This is a genomic window from Nitrospina sp. 32_T5, assembly GCF_052156635.1.
In the GTDB taxonomy this organism is placed as follows: domain Bacteria; phylum Nitrospinota; class Nitrospinia; order Nitrospinales; family Nitrospinaceae; genus Nitrospina.
On sequence record NZ_JBQKUO010000003.1, the window covers coordinates 632189 to 647967 of the forward strand.

Sequence of the window (15779 nt, forward strand, 5' to 3'; positions counted from 1 at the left end):
GATTAAAAAATCAGATAGACAAGCCCATTTACCCGCACCCCCAAATGACTCAACTTACGGAAATATAAAAGGTCAAGGTTTTTCTTGCCGACCCGGAACTTTGCCTGTGTCCGCTTCCGAACGGGCCGGTTTGCGATTGGTGCGCCGCTTCCGGTTGTGTATAATTAGACCTTTAAAATCAACCCATTGTTTTGAATTTAAGGAAGCCCTCCCGCGTCGGACGCCGCCGGAATAAGGGTCTCTGCCTCCGCACGGTTGTACCGCATGAATCACCCGACCATTGAAAAGTGCATCGTCAGCTTTTCGCACAACGCCTACGAGTCGCGCAAGCTGGCCGACAAGGAAGCCATCGAAAAAGCGCGCCGCGAGATCGCGCAGGGCAAGAAAGGCATCAGCCACCTGATCCTGCGCGCCCGCGACGACGAGATCGACCGCCTCAAGTTCCTGTTCCCCATCTACGGCATCCCGCTCATGTGCTACGCGCTGGGCAACCTGATGGTCTCCGGCCTGAAAGAGATCGTGGTGGTCGGCTCGAAAGAGGTGAAGACGGTGCTCGATGCGTTTCTGGAAGTGATCGGACCGTGCGGCAAGAACGTCCAGTTCGTGCACGAGGACCCGGACAACCTGGTGCTGATCCACACGCTGGTGCTCGGACGCAACGCGCTGGCGCTCGCGCCGAACGAACTGGTGCTGTTCCAGCCCGGCGACCTGCCGTTCCTGTTCGACCTCGACCGCGTGCTCAGGGACAAGGACCTCAAAACGCACAACCTGATATTGTGGCTCAACTCGCGGCAGCAGATGTTTCCGCGTTTCAAGGAAGACCCGGCCAGCGAGTTCGTGCAGCGCAACTACCATTACCGCGTCATCGATGAAAAGGCGGGACGCCTGCACGACGTGAAGGAACCGAACGTGTACCCGATCAACCTCGCGGCGATTGAAGAGGACATCATCGAGCTTCTGCACGAGACGCGCAAGGACGGCAAGATCCTGAACGCCGGCGTTCACAAGGTGCTCACCTCCCCCGCGCGCATGTTGCGGTTGCTCCCGGTGCTGGCGTCGCACTTCCGTCACTTCGACTCGGACCTGCGCACCTACCGCATGAACGACGAACACAAGTTCGGCATGCACCTCAAGAATTTCAACAAGGGCGCCTCGATCTTCCTCGACACGCCTTTCGTCGCCAAGTTTCACGACGACCCGGCGTACGTCTCCGACGTCGATGCGCTGGAGGACTGGGAGGATTTCGAATCGCTCGTCCGTTTCGCGGTGCAGGAGGAAGGCGAGGAAAACGGGCTGGCGTCGATCCATCCCTTCGGCCGCGAGCTGATGAAGTTCAAACGGGAAGCGATGCCGGCATTGAAAGAACGCATAGCCATGTACGCCGATTTCCCGGCGTACCTGAACGGCCTCTACCGGGCTTTGGAAATGCCGCACGTGCCGTTTCACGACGGGGACCGCTACGACACGCCCAATCTGCACACGCCGCTCGTGCCCAACGCGTACCGCTGGTACAAGGAAAAAGCCGCCGCCTTCAACCCGGTGGGGAAATAAGGGCCGGCGGGCTTTGGTGTTGCTATAAGATACTGAATATTTTAAAGTTATAGAGCCACTGCGCACCGCAAGTCCGTCCTCCCGGGGACCCGGCCCGGAATTTTTTCATACAGGAGTTTGCAGCGCGGGAACTCATTTTCCCCTTCATGGCAGGGGGAGCTTACAATAGGGACCTATGCGATTTCCCATCAAACCGCCACCGAAGATCAAGCAGTACGTGGTGCTGTCGCTCGGACTTCACCTGGCGGCGTTCACCGCGTACCAAATGATTCCGCCCGGTCCGCCGGAAGCGCCGGAGCATCCGCCGGTCAAGGTGAAATACGTTCCGAAAGAACCGGAAGAGAAAAAAGAAAAACCGCCGCAGGTGGTGGACCCGGTCCAGCCGCAGGAAAAGGAACCGCCTAAGACTTCTGAACTCATCTCCAACGCCAACAGCCAGTCCAAGTCGAACATCGAAAAAAGAAACAAGCATCTTTACGCCAGCAAGAAATCGCTCATTCCCAAACCCAAGCCGGAAACCATGCCTCGGCCGGAGAAGAGGATGGAGTTGAGCAAGGAGTTCCTGATCCCGCCGCCGAAAACGCCGCGTGAAATGTTTAAGGAAGCGAAAACCGGTTTTGACAAACCCGAACCGGAAAAGACACAGGAAAAGAAAGTGACGAAGAAGTATTCGGAGAGCACACTGGCGCTGCTGGACGGATTCGATCCGGAGAAGTACGCCGCCATCGACGCCGACTCCATGAAATCGGAGGATCCGGACGACGAGGACGAGGTGATCTCGCTCAACACCAAGGAAGCCAAGTACGCGTCGTATTTCCAGCGCATCAAGCAGCAGATCGAACGGGTGTGGACGTATCCGGAAGAAGCGGCGCGGCACGGCATCAACGGCCGCCTGTCCCTGCGCTTCCGCATCTCCCGCGACGGACGCCTGCTGGAAGTCCTGTTGGTGGACGCATCGGGCTCGAACCTGCTGGACGAAGCGGCGGTGAACGCGGTGAAAAACGCCGCGCCGTATTACCCCTTCCCGGTCACCATAGACCGCAACAACCTGTCGATCCTCGCCACCTTCATCTACAGCCCCGCCTACAGCACCTACTACCAGGACAAGTACGGACGCTGATTTTCCAGGGCGTCGCCTGTTCGCTCCGCGCGTGGCGCGGTTCCCCGCAGGGCGCGGTCACACCAGTTCGAGCTGTTTGAGCTTCAGGGTTTCGGAGTAACGCAGGGTGTCTTCGCCGGCACTGCTCAGCTTGTTGCCGATGACGTTGAGGAAGGTGAGGCTCTTGAGGGTGGTGGACTCGGCCAGGTAGCGCGCGCCTTCGTCGCCGATCACGTTCAATCCCAGCACCAGCACACGCAGGTTGGAAAACGTGGTGGACTCGGCGATGGCCCTGGCCCCGGGCGGACGGATCCAGTTGTCCTGCTCGAGGTACAGTTCTTCCAACGCGGTGAGGTACTGCGACTGCGCCAGGGCAACGACGCCCTCGTCGGCGATGTTGTTGTTATTGAGCCGCAGTTCCTTGAGTTGGGTCACGTTCGGGCTTTCCGCCAGCGCCACCGCGCCTTCCGCGTTCAACTGGTTTTCGCCCAGGTCGATCGCTTCCAGGTTCTTCACGTTGGCGGAGGCGACCAGCGCTTCGGTCCCCTCGGCGCGGATGTCGTTGTTGTTGAGGTTGAGCCTGCGGATGTTCTTGAAGTGCCGGGACTGGCCGAGGGTGATGGCGCTGTCCGCCGTCAGTCCGGCGCAGCGCAACTCCAGTTCCTCGATGTTCTCGAACAACTCCGATTCCGCCAGCGCGTACACACCGTCGTCGCCGACGGGATTGTTGCTCAGGATCAGCCGCTTGAGGTTGGGAAACACGTTGGCGCGCGCGAAGTACTCCACACCGCGGTCGGTGAGGTTGTTATCGGAAAGGTCGAGCGTCTCCAGCCCCGCCAACTGCCCGCACTTCGACAACTGCTCCGCACCGTCGTCGCCGAGGCCGATGTCCGCCAGCTTCAGGCAACGCAGTCTGCGCCCGAGGTCGGAGTTGGTGAGCGCCTTGATTCCGAGCGGGGTGATGCGGTTGTAGGAGAGGTCGAGCGTCTCCAGGTTCGCCAGCGTCTTGCTCAACGACAGGGCTTTCGCGCCCACCGGGCCAATCTCGTTGCTGGCAAGATTCAGCGTCTTCAGGTTTTCGAACAGGGAGATGCGCGACAGGAAGAACAGGCCGTCGTCATCGACGTTGTTGTTGCCGAGCTCGAGGGTTTCGAGACGGCCGAGGTGCGGCGAGGTGCACAGCTGCTGGATACCCGCGGTCTTGAGTCCCGTTTCGGACAGGTTGAGGTAAACCACCCGCGCCAGCGGCTGCAGCTCCGCCAGCATTTGGAAATCACTCTCGCTCATCACCTGCCGGGTGAGGTCGAGGCGCGCCGGGTCTTTTTCCAGGCGGTGCTGGATGACCTGCAGGAGGTCTTCCTTCTCCGTGTACTTCTCGAAGAACCGCAGGAACTCGAGACTGTCGTCGATGTCTTTCGCTTCCGCCATGATGCCGTGTGCAAAAATTTTGAAAGGATCGCGGTGAAGGGATTATACCCCAGGCAACGGGGAGAAAGAAACCGGCTTGCAGGTTGGAGTGTCACCCACCGGTTTGGCTCCGGATGACAACCTGAAACGGGAACTAATTGTTCAAATGAACGGAGACGACCTTGCTGGCGCCGCGTTCTTCCATGGTGACGCCGTACAGGGTGTCGGCGAAGCTCATGGTTTTCTGGTTGTGGGTGATCATGATGAACTGCGTCTTGTCGGACATCTCGCTCAGCATGTCCTGAAAGCGCGTCACGTTCGCTTCGTCCAGCGGCGCGTCCACCTCGTCGAGCAGGCAGAACGGGCTGGGCCGCACCTGCAAAATGGCGAACAGCAGGGAAATGGCGGTCATCGCCTTCTCGCCGCCGGAGAGCAGCTGGATGTTCTGCATGGTCTTGCCGGGAGGGCTGGCCTTGATGTCGATGCCCGACTCCAGGGGATCGCTCGGGTCGAGCATGATGAGTTCCGCGCGGCCGCCGGAGAACAGGCGTTCGAAGTTCGCCTTGAAGCGTTCGTTCACCAGCTCGAAGGTGTCGGCGAACAACTGCCGCGTGGTCTTGTCGATCTTCTCGATCGTCTGGTGCAGGCTGAGGATGGACTCGGCGAGGTCCTCCTCCTGCTTCTGCAGGAACAGGTAGCGCTCGTTGGCTTTCTGGAAATCGGACAGCGCGGCAAGGTTCACTTCGCCCATCTTGGCGACCTTGTCCTTCAGTCCCGCCAGTTGTTCGGACGCGGCGTCTTCATCGATTTCCTTTTCCTCGCGTCCTTTCATCTCATCGACCGACACGTGGAAATCCTCCCACACCTTCTCTTCGATGTGGGCGATCTGGATGCGCGTCTCGGAGCGTTTCAACTCGATCTGTGAAATCTCCTCGGTGATCTCCTGAATCTGTTTCACCAGTTCGCGCGCCTGCTTTTCGTGCCCGTCGAGGGTCTCTTCCTTTTCGTTCAGCGTTTCTTCCTCGGAGACGATCACCTGGCTGAGCTCGCCCTTCTCGCGCACCTGCTCCATGATGGCCTGCTCGTATCCTTTGATCGCTTCCCCGCACTCGGCGATTTTCTGCGTGTTGCTGCGGCTGTCTTCCTGCCGCCGCGCGATGCGTTCGGCCAGGTTCGCGGTCTGCTGCTCGAGGCGTTTGACTTCCAATGACAGGTTTTCCGCCTTGCCTTTGAGTGAGGTGATCTCTACGTCGAGCTGGTTCGCTTCCCGGCTCTTGCGGTCGAGTTCCTCCCGTTGCAGCGCCAGTTCGCGGCTCTGCGATTCGCGCATCGTCTCGGCTGCCTGCTGGTCGGCTTCCGCCGTGGTCACCGTCTCCTGCAACGCCTCCTGCTCGCGGGCGAGTTCCTGAAATTGCTGTTGCCCGCTGGTGCGTTCGTACTCGATGGTCGATCGTTTCTGCGACAGGCGGTCGGCTTCCTTTTTCATCTGCTCGAGTTCGTTGTAGCGGTGGGTGCGTTCGATGTCCGCCGCGTGCACGGCTTTGCTTCCCGCCTGCACCTGCTCCTGCAATGCAGCGAGATCCGTTTCCATGCGCACCGCCTCGCCCTGCAGGGCATCCATCTCCTGCTTGAGATCGTCCACGGTGGCCGTCAACTCCTCCATCTCTCGGTTGCGTGACAACAGCCCCGCGTCGTTGTCATCCTGCGCGCCGCCGGTGACGAGGCCTTCGTCGTCGATCACCTCGCCCTTGAGCGTCACCACGCTTCCCTGGAACTCGCTGTGGCCGTGCAACTGAATTGCCGTCTCCAGGTCGCGCACCAGCACCACGTGCCCCAGAAGGTGGTTGAGGATGGGGCGGTACTCCTCGCGCGTTTGAATGAGATCCGCGAGGCGGCCGATGACGCCCTGGTTGCCGTTCATGTACAGCGGCGGACGCACCGCGGATTTGGGCCGCAATGGAATGAAGCTGCCGCGCCCGGACTTGTTCTGGTCGAGGTAGCGGATGGCTTCCACCGAATCGGTGTACGAATCGACGATCATGCTCTGCAGTTTCTCGCCCATGACGGCTTCGACCGCCGCCTCGAACTCCGCCGGGGCTTTCACCACGTCCACCAGCACATCGCGCAGGCCGTGTACGTGCTCGCCGGCGCCGTTGGCCATGAGAGCGCGGACGCCGTCGCCAAATCCCTCGAACTTGCGGCGCAACTCCTGCATCGACTGCAACAGCGAGTTCTGCGCGAGATAACGCTCGCGCGCAGCATGGGCGGCTTCTTCCTGCTGGTCGAGGCGCTGCTTCAATTCCGCGGCGCGCCGGGTGAGTTGTTCCTGTTCGCGTTGCATGCGCTCGAATACTTCGGCCTTCTCGCGGTAACTCGCATCGGCTTCGGTGAGCGCGGTCTGGAGCGCGGTGATCTGTGCGGTCACTTCGTTCAGTTCGGTCTCCAGCCGTTGATCGCGGTCGGCCAGTCCCTGCTTGCGTGTCTCCAGCGCGGTCAGTTCGTTTTTCTTGCGCGAGATGTGGTGCACGCGTTCCATGATCTGGCGGTCGAGCTGTTTCACCTGGCCGTCGAGCTCGTTCAGGCGGTTGCGGGTCTGTTCGTACTGCTGTTGCAGGGCCTGCCGCGATTGTTCTTTTTCCGCGAGGACGGCCGTCAGCCGGTCGCCTTCGGCCCTTTGTTCTTCGCACTGCGTCTGGTTCTGCCCAATCTCGGCATTCATGGATTCCACTTCGCCCACCGCGGCCTCGATGTCCTGCCGGGCGCGTTGCATTTCGCCCTGCTTGAGTTCGATGTTGTGCTCGTTCTTGCCGATGGCGGTGTTGAGGCTGTGGACCGTTTCTTTCTTGTGGTTGAGTGCGGTGGCGAGCTCGTCGATTTCGAACTTGAGCGTCTCAATGTCCGTCTCCAGGGTGGAAGCCTGTGCGCTCCATTCGGCTTTCTGCCCGGTGCGCGTCTTGTGACGCTGGTCGATTTCTTCCAGGTCGCGCTCGGCGCGGCGGATTCTGCGGCTGAACAGGTCGAGGCTCAACTCCTTGATCTCCGCCTGGTACTGCTTGTAGCGTTCGGCTTTCGCCGCCTGCCGTTTCAGCGATTCCACCTGCCTGGACAACTCCTGCACGATGTCGGAGATGCGGTCGAGGTTCTGCCCGGCGGCGTCGAGCTTCCTCAGCGCTTCGTTCTTGCGCGCCTTGAACTTGAGGACGCCCGCGGCCTCCTCGATCCACATCCGGCGGTCGTCGGGTTTGGAAGTGACGATATCCTGGATGTTGCCCTGCTCAATGACGGTCAGCACCTTGGGGCTGATGCCGATGTCGAGGAACAGGTCGGTGATGTCTTTCAGGCGGCAGGGCACCTGGTTGATGTAAAATTCGCTTTCGCCGGAGCGGTGGTAACAGCGCGTCACCTTGATCTCTTCCGACAGGTTGGGGATGTTGGCGATGCGCAGGCCCGGCGGCACGTCGGCGAGCGTCATGGAGACCTCGGCGCGGTTCACGGGTTTGCGGCTGTCACTGCCGTTGAAGATGAGGTCGGCGATGCGGGTGCCGCGCAGGTGCTTGGAGCTCTGCTCGCCGATGACCCAGCGGATGGCGTCAGACACGTTGCTTTTGCCACAGCCGTTGGGGCCCACCACGGCGGTGAAACCGCGGGTGAAATCCAGATGCGTGGGGTCAGCGAAGGATTTGAATCCGGAAAGTTCGAGCTGCTTGAGAATCATAAGCGGAATAAACCCTTAAAAAATAATGGTGTTAAGGTGCCTCGACGTGTCAGGCCACATTATACCACGCCCCTGTGGAAGTAAAGCAAAATATACTATCCTTGGTGGCGAGAATGACCTAAAGCCCCCATATATTGTGGTTTACGATGAGGTGGGGGCGACCCGTGCGGGGGTGTTCCCGGCTGCCGGGTTTGCCCTTCCGATAATTCCCGGTCATGCTATAAATGGCACGGCACAGAACCACTGTTTCATCCATCACAAAAGGAGTCCAGCGGACATGAAGTTTTACGGTTACAACAAATGCGGCACGTGCAAAAAAGCGGAGAAGTTCCTCGACGGCAAGGGCGTCGCCTACCAGTCGATCGACATCACCGAAACCCCGCCGCCGAGAAAAGTGCTCAAACAGGCCATCGCCCGTTACGGCCTGAAAAAACTGTTCAACACCAGCGGCGTCCAGTACAAGGAACTCAACATGAAAGACCGGCTGAAATCCATGACCGAGGCCGAGGCGGTGGACCTTCTGGCCACCAACGGACGGCTGGTGAAGCGTCCGGTGGCGGTGGACGGCGACACGGTGACCGTCGGCTTCAACGAGGACGAATACAAACAGACCTGGGCGAAGAAATGAAAGGGCCGGACCCGGCCGGGAGTGTGGGATGAACTGGGATGGATGGATCGAGCGTCTGCAGACGGACTTCCCCGTGCGGCGGGGAGGGGTGGAGACGGGCGCCGGGCAGGCGGCGGTGCTGGTGATCCTGTACCGGCAGGAGTCCACACCCCACGTCGTTTTGATGAAGCGTTCCGAGGCCCTGCGCAATCATCCGGGCGAGATCGCGTTTCCAGGCGGGCTGTTCGAGGAAGGCGACGGCGACCTGCTCACCACCGCCCTGCGCGAAACCGGCGAGGAACTGGACCTCGCCGTATCGCCGGAGGATGTGTTCGCACGCCTGCCGGGAGTGCGGACCCTGACAGGCATTGACGTCACCCCCTTCGTCGCCCTGCATGACCCGCCACCCCTGTGCACCCCCAACCCGGAGGAAGTGGAAATCGTTCTGCAACCGCCGCTGCTGCCGCTTTGGCAGAGCTTCCGCAAGGAGGCGGTGGAACACCCGCCTTCCGATTTCGCCTACTGGTTTGGACCCCACCGCATCTGGGGCGCCACGGCGCGCATCCTGCGGCATTTGAACGAGGTGGCAACCGCAGATTGATATACGAAATAGGAAAAAGTCATCGGTAACCCCTCCCAGCCCTCCCCTTGAAAAGGGGAGGGGGTATACAAATTTATCCCCATCCTGAGGCACCGCATTCAATACGGGTACGCGCCCATGGACCCCCGTTCGCCCTCCACGCATCAGCCAGTTGCCTCGGACGCAGTCCGCGCCCACGGACCCCCGTTCGCCCTGCAACGCATCAGCCCGTTGCCCCGGACGCAGTTCCGCGCCCACGGACCCCCGTTCGCCCTGCAACGCATCAGCCCGTTGCCCCGGACGCAGTCCGCGCCTGGGGTGGCTTTACAAAACGCCTGCCTGAACATATTTTTAATATTAAGACCCCAATACAAGAACCCGCCTTGGACCCTCATTGCACTTGGAGGTGCAAAATGCCATACAAACATTGTAAAAAAGGATTGCTCCTCACCCTTCTGGCGATCCTGCTGGTCGGGGTTGCCGTCCCCGTCATTCATGCGGCGGACGACGCAGCGACGCTCTACCGGCAGGGCGTCGAGCTGGCCAAAAAAGGAAAATACGAACAGGCCCTGCCGAAGCTCGAATCCGCCACCTCGCAGGACCCCGCAAATGCCGAATACCAGAACTACCTCGGGCTGGTGTACACCAACCTGGGTCGTTACCATGACGCTCTCCGCGCCTCCACCCGCGCCCTGCAACTGAAACCGGGCCACACCGAGGCACTGGAGAACCTGGTCGCCGCCTGCGAAACCCTTGAAGACTGGCGCGGCATGATCGAGCCTTTGGAGACGCTTTCCCGCGCCCAGCCGCAAAAAGCCATCTACCACGCCAAACTGGGCCGGGCGTATTTTCAGCTGGGCAACGACGCCAAAGCCATCGACGCCCTCACCCAGGCGGTGACGTGGAACCCGCACGACGAAGCTTCCATGTACAAGCTGGGCGAGATCCACCTGCGGCAGGGTCACTATGAAAAGGCCGTCGATTACCTCGAGCGCGCGGTTTCCGGGTTTCCCTTTCCGTACCAAAGGTATTACAATCTGGGGCTGGCTTACGCGCACCTGAAGCAATTCGATAAAGCGCTTCAAAATTTCAACAAGTGCGTGGAGGAGCAACCGGGTTTCGCCCCGGCGTACTACAACATGGGAGCGGTGTACCAGAACACCGGGCGCCACCAGGAAGCCATCGAGATGTACAATCAGGCGCTGGAGAAAAACCCCGCCCTGGCCGAGGCACGGCACAACCTGAACGCTCTCAATAAAACCTGAACCCGGAAAAGACCGCATTGGCCGCTGACCCCACTCCGCAGGACCGCCTGATCTTTGCGCTGGACGTACCCGATCTTCCCACCGCCGTCCGTTACATCCAGACGCTGGGCGATTCCGTGGGGTGCTTCAAGGTCGGGCTGGAGCTGTTCACCCGCGCCGGGCCGGAGGCCATCCGCGCCGTCCACGACCACAGCGGCGCGGAGGTGTTTCTCGACCTCAAACTGCACGACATCCCGGCGACGGTCCAGCGCGCCGTCACCGCCGCCTGCGAGCACAGGGTGAAATTCCTCACCGTGCATTGCAGTGGCGGCGAACCCATGCTGGAAGCGGCGCTCAAGGCGGCGAAGCCCGGCCTGCAACTGCTCGGCGTCACCGTGCTCACCAGCATGACGTCGCACGACCTCGACCCGGCGCTGGGTTATTCGGACGGGATCACCGTGAACGAACTGGTGATGGACCGCATGCTGATGAGCCGCGACGTGGGACTGACCGGGTTTGTCTGTTCCGCCGAAGAGGTGAAGGACATCAAGAAGCAGTCCGGCGGACCCATCCTGACCGTGGTGCCGGGCATCCGTCCGGCGGACAAGACGGTACTGCAGGACGACCAGGGCCGCGTTGCCACCCCCGCCCGGGCCATCGAACGGGGCGCGGATTACCTGGTGGTGGGCCGGCCCATCCGCGACGCGAAAGACCCGAAAGACGCGGCGCAACGCATCGTCAACGAAATCGCACACGCTTTGAAGGCATGACCTCATGAACACCTTTCTCGCTTTCGTGCACCTGCTGGGGCTGGTGGTGTGGCTCGGCAGTGTCATCTTCTTTTCCTTTTTCACCGCGCCGTCGATCTTCAAGGTGCTCGACCGCCAGCAGGCGGGCGACGTCATCGGCGCCATCTTTCCCAAGTACTACGGGGTCGGCTACACCTGCGCCGTGCTGACGGCGGGAACCGCCCTGGCCACGCCCGGCGGCGCCGGAGGCCTGCGCCTGCCGTTCATCGCCATCATGGCGGCGTGCACGTTTTACGCGGGCATGGTGATCAATCCGCAGGCGCGGCAGTTGAAACACCAGATGCGCGAGGCCGGCGGCGAGGACGAATTGTTGCAGAACAAATTCCGCTCGCTGCACGGCTGGTCGGTGCGGCTGAACGCGACGGTGCTCATGTTCGGCCTCGGCCTCCTGTGGATCACGGCAATGGGGTTGAGGCTTTAGCCGGATAGGGTGGGGAAGGATATATAATGGCTTCCATGCCCACACCGCCTCCACACCGGCCCTTCTACACGCGCACGAAGTTTTTCGTTTACCTGTTCGTCGCGGTCATCGTCTATGCCTACGGCTGGCGGGTGACGGAGATCCATCCCTCCTCTCTGGTCAAGGACTTTCATCTCGTCAAACCGCTGGTCACGGCCCTGCTGCAACCCGACCTCGTCACCTTCGAAACCAAACGCCAGACCACCGAAACCGGGTTCTTCCTGCAGGAAGCAACGGTCGGTGAATCCGCCATCACCCCGCCCGGCACGGAAGACCCTGTTTTAAAAATCACGCGCACGCGCGGGCAGATCGGCGACACGCTGACGGCGCGGGGGTTTCATCTCGCGCCCGAACGCACGGGCAAGCTGTACTGGGTGAACGCCATCGAACAGGAGTACCCGCTGGGCGAGGTGACGACCGACGCCGGGGGCGGGTTTGAAAAACAGATCACCGTACCGCCGACAGCGCGCGGCAACCCGCAATACGTGCGCGTGGTGCTGACGTGGGAAACGGGGGAGTGGCACCTGAGTGAGACGTTGAAACTCACCGCCGAGAAAATCGTCGAGACGCTGTTTCTGGGGTTGATGGCGACGACCTTCGCCCTTCTGTTCGCCGCGCCGTTGAGTTTCCTCGGCGCACGCAACCTGATGACGCGCCGCGCAACGGGCACCGCCGTTTACTACCTGGTGCGTACGGGGTTCAACGTGCTGCGCGCCATCGAACCGCTCATCATGGCGATCCTGTTTGCCGTGTGGGTGGGGATCGGTCCGTTTGCCGGGGTGCTGGCTTTGGCCCTGCACTCGACGGCGGCGCTCGGCAAGCTGTTCTCCGAGCAGATCGAGAGCATCGACCCGGGTCCGGTGGAGGCCATCACCGCGACGGGAGCGCGGCCGTTGCAGGTGGTGCTGTACGGTGTCCTGCCGCAGGTCCTGCCGCAGTTTCTGGCACTGGGGTTTTACCGCTGGGACATCAACGTGCGCATGTCGACGATCATCGGGTTTGTCGGCGGCGGGGGGATCGGGTTCCTGTTACAGCAGTGGATCAACCTGCTTCAGTACAACCAGGCGGGGACGGCGTTGCTGGCGATCGCGGTGGTGGTGATCGCCCTCGATATGGTGAGCGCGAAAGTGCGGGAGAGGATCACGCTGGCGTCGTGACCCCCTCCCTGCCTGCCTGAAGTCACCAGAGCGGTTGAGGTTTCGGTAGCTGGAGGGGCCGCTCGGTCTGCCGGGGAGCTTCGGATTTCTGGATGAGCTCCCCCTGGCCCGGAACTTTCTTTTTCATTTCCTGCGGTGCGGGTTCCGGGATTTTCGTCTGCGACTGCATTTTCGGTTTGTGCTGGGCGGTGGTTTGCGGGATCGCGCGCTGGAGCTTGGTCAACACCGAGGGCGATGCGGGCGCTAGCCGGTTGAGGTTGCGCATGAAAATGGCGCTCGACCTCGGCACCTGGTTCATGCCCCCGTAGAACATGATCTGCCGCGAGGACAAATGCGTGTGGTAGTACTGCTGGGTGTAGGTTTCGTTCGGCTGGAACAGGGCGCCCTTCACCGACACCCCGGCGAACGCGCCTTTGCTGCGCGAGTACGAATACACCTCGCCCTGGAAGGCGATGTCCGTTCCCGCCTCGGCGTAGCGGCCGACGGGTCCTACTGACACCGCGAGGTCGCCGCCCAGCGTGAATTTGTTGTCCAACAACGCGTTGACGCCGCGCTCGCTCATCACCAGCAGGACCAGGTCCACCGCCTGCGCGCCGAACTGGAAGCCGAAACTGCCGCCATAGGTGCTGATGAAGGCCGGCGGACCCCAGCGGCCCGTTTTGGCGTCGCGTACCGCCACCACGCCGGTGCCGTAGCGCGCGCCGACAAAGAAGCCGCCCTTCACCATGGTGGGCATGATGACGATGGCTTTGGCCTTCGCCATCAGATTGGACGGGATTCCTTCGTCCGGAGCCGATATAATCTCTTCCAGCACAAACTGGGTATCCTGCAGGATCTGCTGTTGTGCGGAGAGTCCGGCCTGCGCCCCGGTGACCAGCAGGCCCGACAGGGTGACGATCGCCGTCAAAGCGGCAACAAGGGATTTCATGGTGCGGTCTCCAAATAAAAGCGAAATGGTAAACGGCCCGGCCCAGCCGGGCGGCGCTGCCCGAAAAAACCAAGAAATTACTTTAGGTTTTATGATTTAAGTGAATTTATTATATTAAATAAACGACAAAAAATCAATAATTTAAAACAATATCAATTTTTAAAAAATCCCCCTCTTGCCTGAGGGCTCCTGACCTGAATCATGACGTTTCCCCCCATGCGTGACTATTTCGACCGCGAGGGCGTGCTGTCCACGCGGTTTCCCGGCTTCGAGTTCCGCTCCCAGCAGCTGGAGATGGCCGAGGCTGTGGAGTCGGCGCTGTCGGACAGCGGCCACCTGCTGGTGGAAGCAGGTACCGGCACGGGCAAGAGCCTCGCCTACCTGGTGCCCGCCATCCAGTGGGCGGTGGCCAACGAAAAGCGCGTCGTCATCTCCACCTACACGAAGACGTTGCAGGAGCAGATCCTGAACCACGACATTCCCATCCTGCAGGAGCAGTTGGGTCTCCAGTTCCGTTACGCGCTGTGCCTGGGCAACGAAAACTACCTTTCGCTTCGCCGCATGAAACGCGCCGGACAGGCGGGGCTGTTCAACAACGTGGACGAGGAAGAACAACTGACCAACATCTTCGGCTGGGCGCGCCAGACGAAGACGGGATTCAAAAGCGACCTGCCGTTCGAGCCGTCGCCTGCGGTGTGGGAGGAAGTGGGGCGGCAGAAGGATTTGTGTCTCGGCAAAAACTGCGAGACCTACGACTCGTGTTTCTACTTCAAGGAACGGCGGCGCTGGTTCGGCGCGCACCTGCTCATCGTCAACCACCACCTGTTCTTCGCCAACGTCGCCAACAACGGCGCCGTGCTGCCGCGGTTCGACGCGGTGATCTTCGACGAGGCGCAGAACCTGGAAGAAGCGGCGACGTCGTTCCTCGGCCTGGAGATGTCGAACTCGGGCCTCATTTATTTTCTCGACCGCTTTTACAATCCGCGCACCAGGCGCGGCTCGCTGACGCGCATCCGCGACGAGTGGACGCTGGAGATCAAGCAACAGGTGGCGCGGGTGCGGGTGGCGGTGGAGGGATTCTTCACCAACGTGCTCGACCAGTACGGACGCAGTGACCGCACGCTGCGCTTCTACCAGCCGCCGGCTCTGAACAACAGCATCTACATTCCATTACAAAATCTGTACGAGGCAGTGAAGTCACTGGCTTCCCGCCTCGACAATGAAGAAGAATACCTGGAGATGCACGCGGCGGCGGTGCGCTTCTTTGAAGTGAACAACTCCCTCTCCGCGTTGCTGAACCAGAACATGAAGGAGTACGTTTACTGGCTGGAGGTGGTGAACAAGAAACGTTTTGTGCGCGCCACCCTGCGCGGCGTGCCGATCCACATCGACGGCGAACTGCGCGAGCAGGTGTTCGGCAAGACCGACCGCATCGTGATGACCTCGGCGACACTCACCACCAACCGCACGTTCGATTACGTGAAGGAGCGGCTGGGATGCGACCCCGGCGACGAACGCATTCTGGACTCGCCATTCGACTACGCAACGCAGGCGTTATTGTATCTGCCGAAGGACCTGCCCGATCCCGGCGGCGACACCGACAAGTACGTGCAGGCCATCGCCGCAAGGTGCATGGAGCTGATCCACGCCACAGGCGGCAAGACGTTCGTGCTGTTCACCAGCTATGACACGCTGAACCGCGTGCACCGCATCCTCGATCCCCAGCTTCAGAAATACCAGCTGCTCAAGCAGGGCGAGCTCTCGCCGACGCGCATGATTCAACGTTTTAAAGAATCGCCGTCGGTGATCTTCGGCACCAGTTCGTTCTGGCAGGGGGTGGACATCCCCGGCGACGCGCTGTCCAGCGTCATCATCACCAAGCTTCCGTTCGACGTGCCGACCGAACCGCTGGTGGAAGCCCGCATCGAGGATTTGAAGAAGCGGTCGATCAATCCCTTCCGCCATTACCAGATCCCGCGCGCCATCATTCAGCTGCGCCAGGGGTTTGGGCGGCTCATCCGCAAAGCCACCGACCGCGGCGTGGTGAGCATCCTCGATGCGCGCATGAGCAGTCGCGGTTACGGCAAGCAATTCCTCGCCTCCCTGCCGCCCTGCCGGACGACGGGCAAGGTGGAAGACATTGCCCGCTTCCTCGAGCAAAGTCCCGCGCTGAAGACCGACCCGGTCGACCTTTCGGAAAATATTTAAACGGAAATTGAAAT

At 60.8% G+C, this 15779-nt stretch carries 12 protein-coding genes; 9 read left to right on the forward strand and 3 right to left on the reverse strand.

Features of this window, described 5'->3' with window-relative positions:
- Positions 1–264 precede the first annotated feature (264 nt).
- Both ACTRW9_RS11150 and ACTRW9_RS11155 read left to right on the forward strand, forming a co-directional pair.
- A complete protein-coding gene (locus ACTRW9_RS11150; RefSeq protein ID WP_442429401.1) occupies positions 265–1551 on the forward strand; it encodes a hypothetical protein in 1287 nt (428 codons plus the stop codon).
- 175 nt (positions 1552–1726) lie between these two features.
- The gene (locus tag ACTRW9_RS11155) at positions 1727–2671 is read left to right on the forward strand and encodes a TonB family protein (RefSeq protein WP_442429402.1); all 945 of its coding nucleotides are present in this window, start codon (positions 1727–1729) and stop codon (positions 2669–2671) included.
- Between the two features lie 57 nt (positions 2672–2728).
- Here ACTRW9_RS11155 and ACTRW9_RS11160 read toward each other — a convergent pair whose 3' ends face one another.
- Positions 2729–4078, reverse strand: a complete 1350-nt coding sequence (locus ACTRW9_RS11160) for a hypothetical protein (RefSeq protein ID WP_442426310.1) — start codon at positions 4076–4078, stop codon at positions 2729–2731.
- 133 nt (positions 4079–4211) lie between these two features.
- The gene (gene smc / locus ACTRW9_RS11165; RefSeq protein WP_442429403.1) at positions 4212–7772 is read right to left on the reverse strand and encodes a chromosome segregation protein SMC; all 3561 of its coding nucleotides are present in this window, start codon (positions 7770–7772) and stop codon (positions 4212–4214) included.
- A gap of 277 nt (positions 7773–8049) precedes the next feature.
- Here smc and ACTRW9_RS11170 point away from each other — a divergent pair, with 277 nt between their 5' ends.
- The 6 genes from ACTRW9_RS11170 to phnE all read left to right on the forward strand — a co-directional run bounded on the left by ACTRW9_RS11170 (position 8050) and on the right by phnE (position 12629).
- Complete coding sequence (locus tag ACTRW9_RS11170) at positions 8050–8400, forward strand: arsenate reductase family protein (protein ID WP_442429404.1); 351 nt, start codon at positions 8050–8052, stop codon at positions 8398–8400.
- 28 nt (positions 8401–8428) lie between these two features.
- Positions 8429–8980 (forward strand): NUDIX hydrolase, encoded by a 552-nt coding sequence (locus ACTRW9_RS11175; RefSeq protein WP_442429405.1) that lies wholly within the window; start codon positions 8429–8431, stop codon positions 8978–8980.
- Between the two features lie 392 nt (positions 8981–9372).
- On the forward strand, positions 9373–10224 hold the full coding sequence (locus tag ACTRW9_RS11180) for a tetratricopeptide repeat protein (RefSeq protein WP_442429406.1): 852 nt from the start codon (positions 9373–9375) through the stop codon (positions 10222–10224).
- A 17-nt stretch (positions 10225–10241) separates the two neighbouring features.
- A complete protein-coding gene (pyrF, locus tag ACTRW9_RS11185) occupies positions 10242–10973 on the forward strand; it encodes an orotidine-5'-phosphate decarboxylase (protein ID WP_442426315.1) in 732 nt (243 codons plus the stop codon).
- 4 nt (positions 10974–10977) lie between these two features.
- The gene (locus tag ACTRW9_RS11190) at positions 10978–11433 is read left to right on the forward strand and encodes a DUF4149 domain-containing protein (protein WP_442429407.1); all 456 of its coding nucleotides are present in this window, start codon (positions 10978–10980) and stop codon (positions 11431–11433) included.
- A gap of 26 nt (positions 11434–11459) precedes the next feature.
- Complete coding sequence (gene phnE / locus ACTRW9_RS11195; protein WP_442429408.1) at positions 11460–12629, forward strand: phosphonate ABC transporter, permease protein PhnE; 1170 nt, start codon at positions 11460–11462, stop codon at positions 12627–12629.
- Between the two features lie 22 nt (positions 12630–12651).
- Here phnE and ACTRW9_RS11200 read toward each other — a convergent pair whose 3' ends face one another.
- Positions 12652–13557: a lipid-binding SYLF domain-containing protein gene (locus tag ACTRW9_RS11200; protein ID WP_442429409.1), complete on the reverse strand. Its 906-nt coding sequence runs from the start codon at positions 13555–13557 to the stop codon at positions 12652–12654.
- A gap of 216 nt (positions 13558–13773) precedes the next feature.
- On the opposite strand from ACTRW9_RS11200, the gene ACTRW9_RS11205 reads away from it, so the two are divergent.
- On the forward strand, positions 13774–15765 hold the full coding sequence (locus tag ACTRW9_RS11205) for an ATP-dependent DNA helicase (RefSeq protein WP_442429410.1): 1992 nt from the start codon (positions 13774–13776) through the stop codon (positions 15763–15765).
- Positions 15766–15779: the final 14 nt, after the last annotated feature.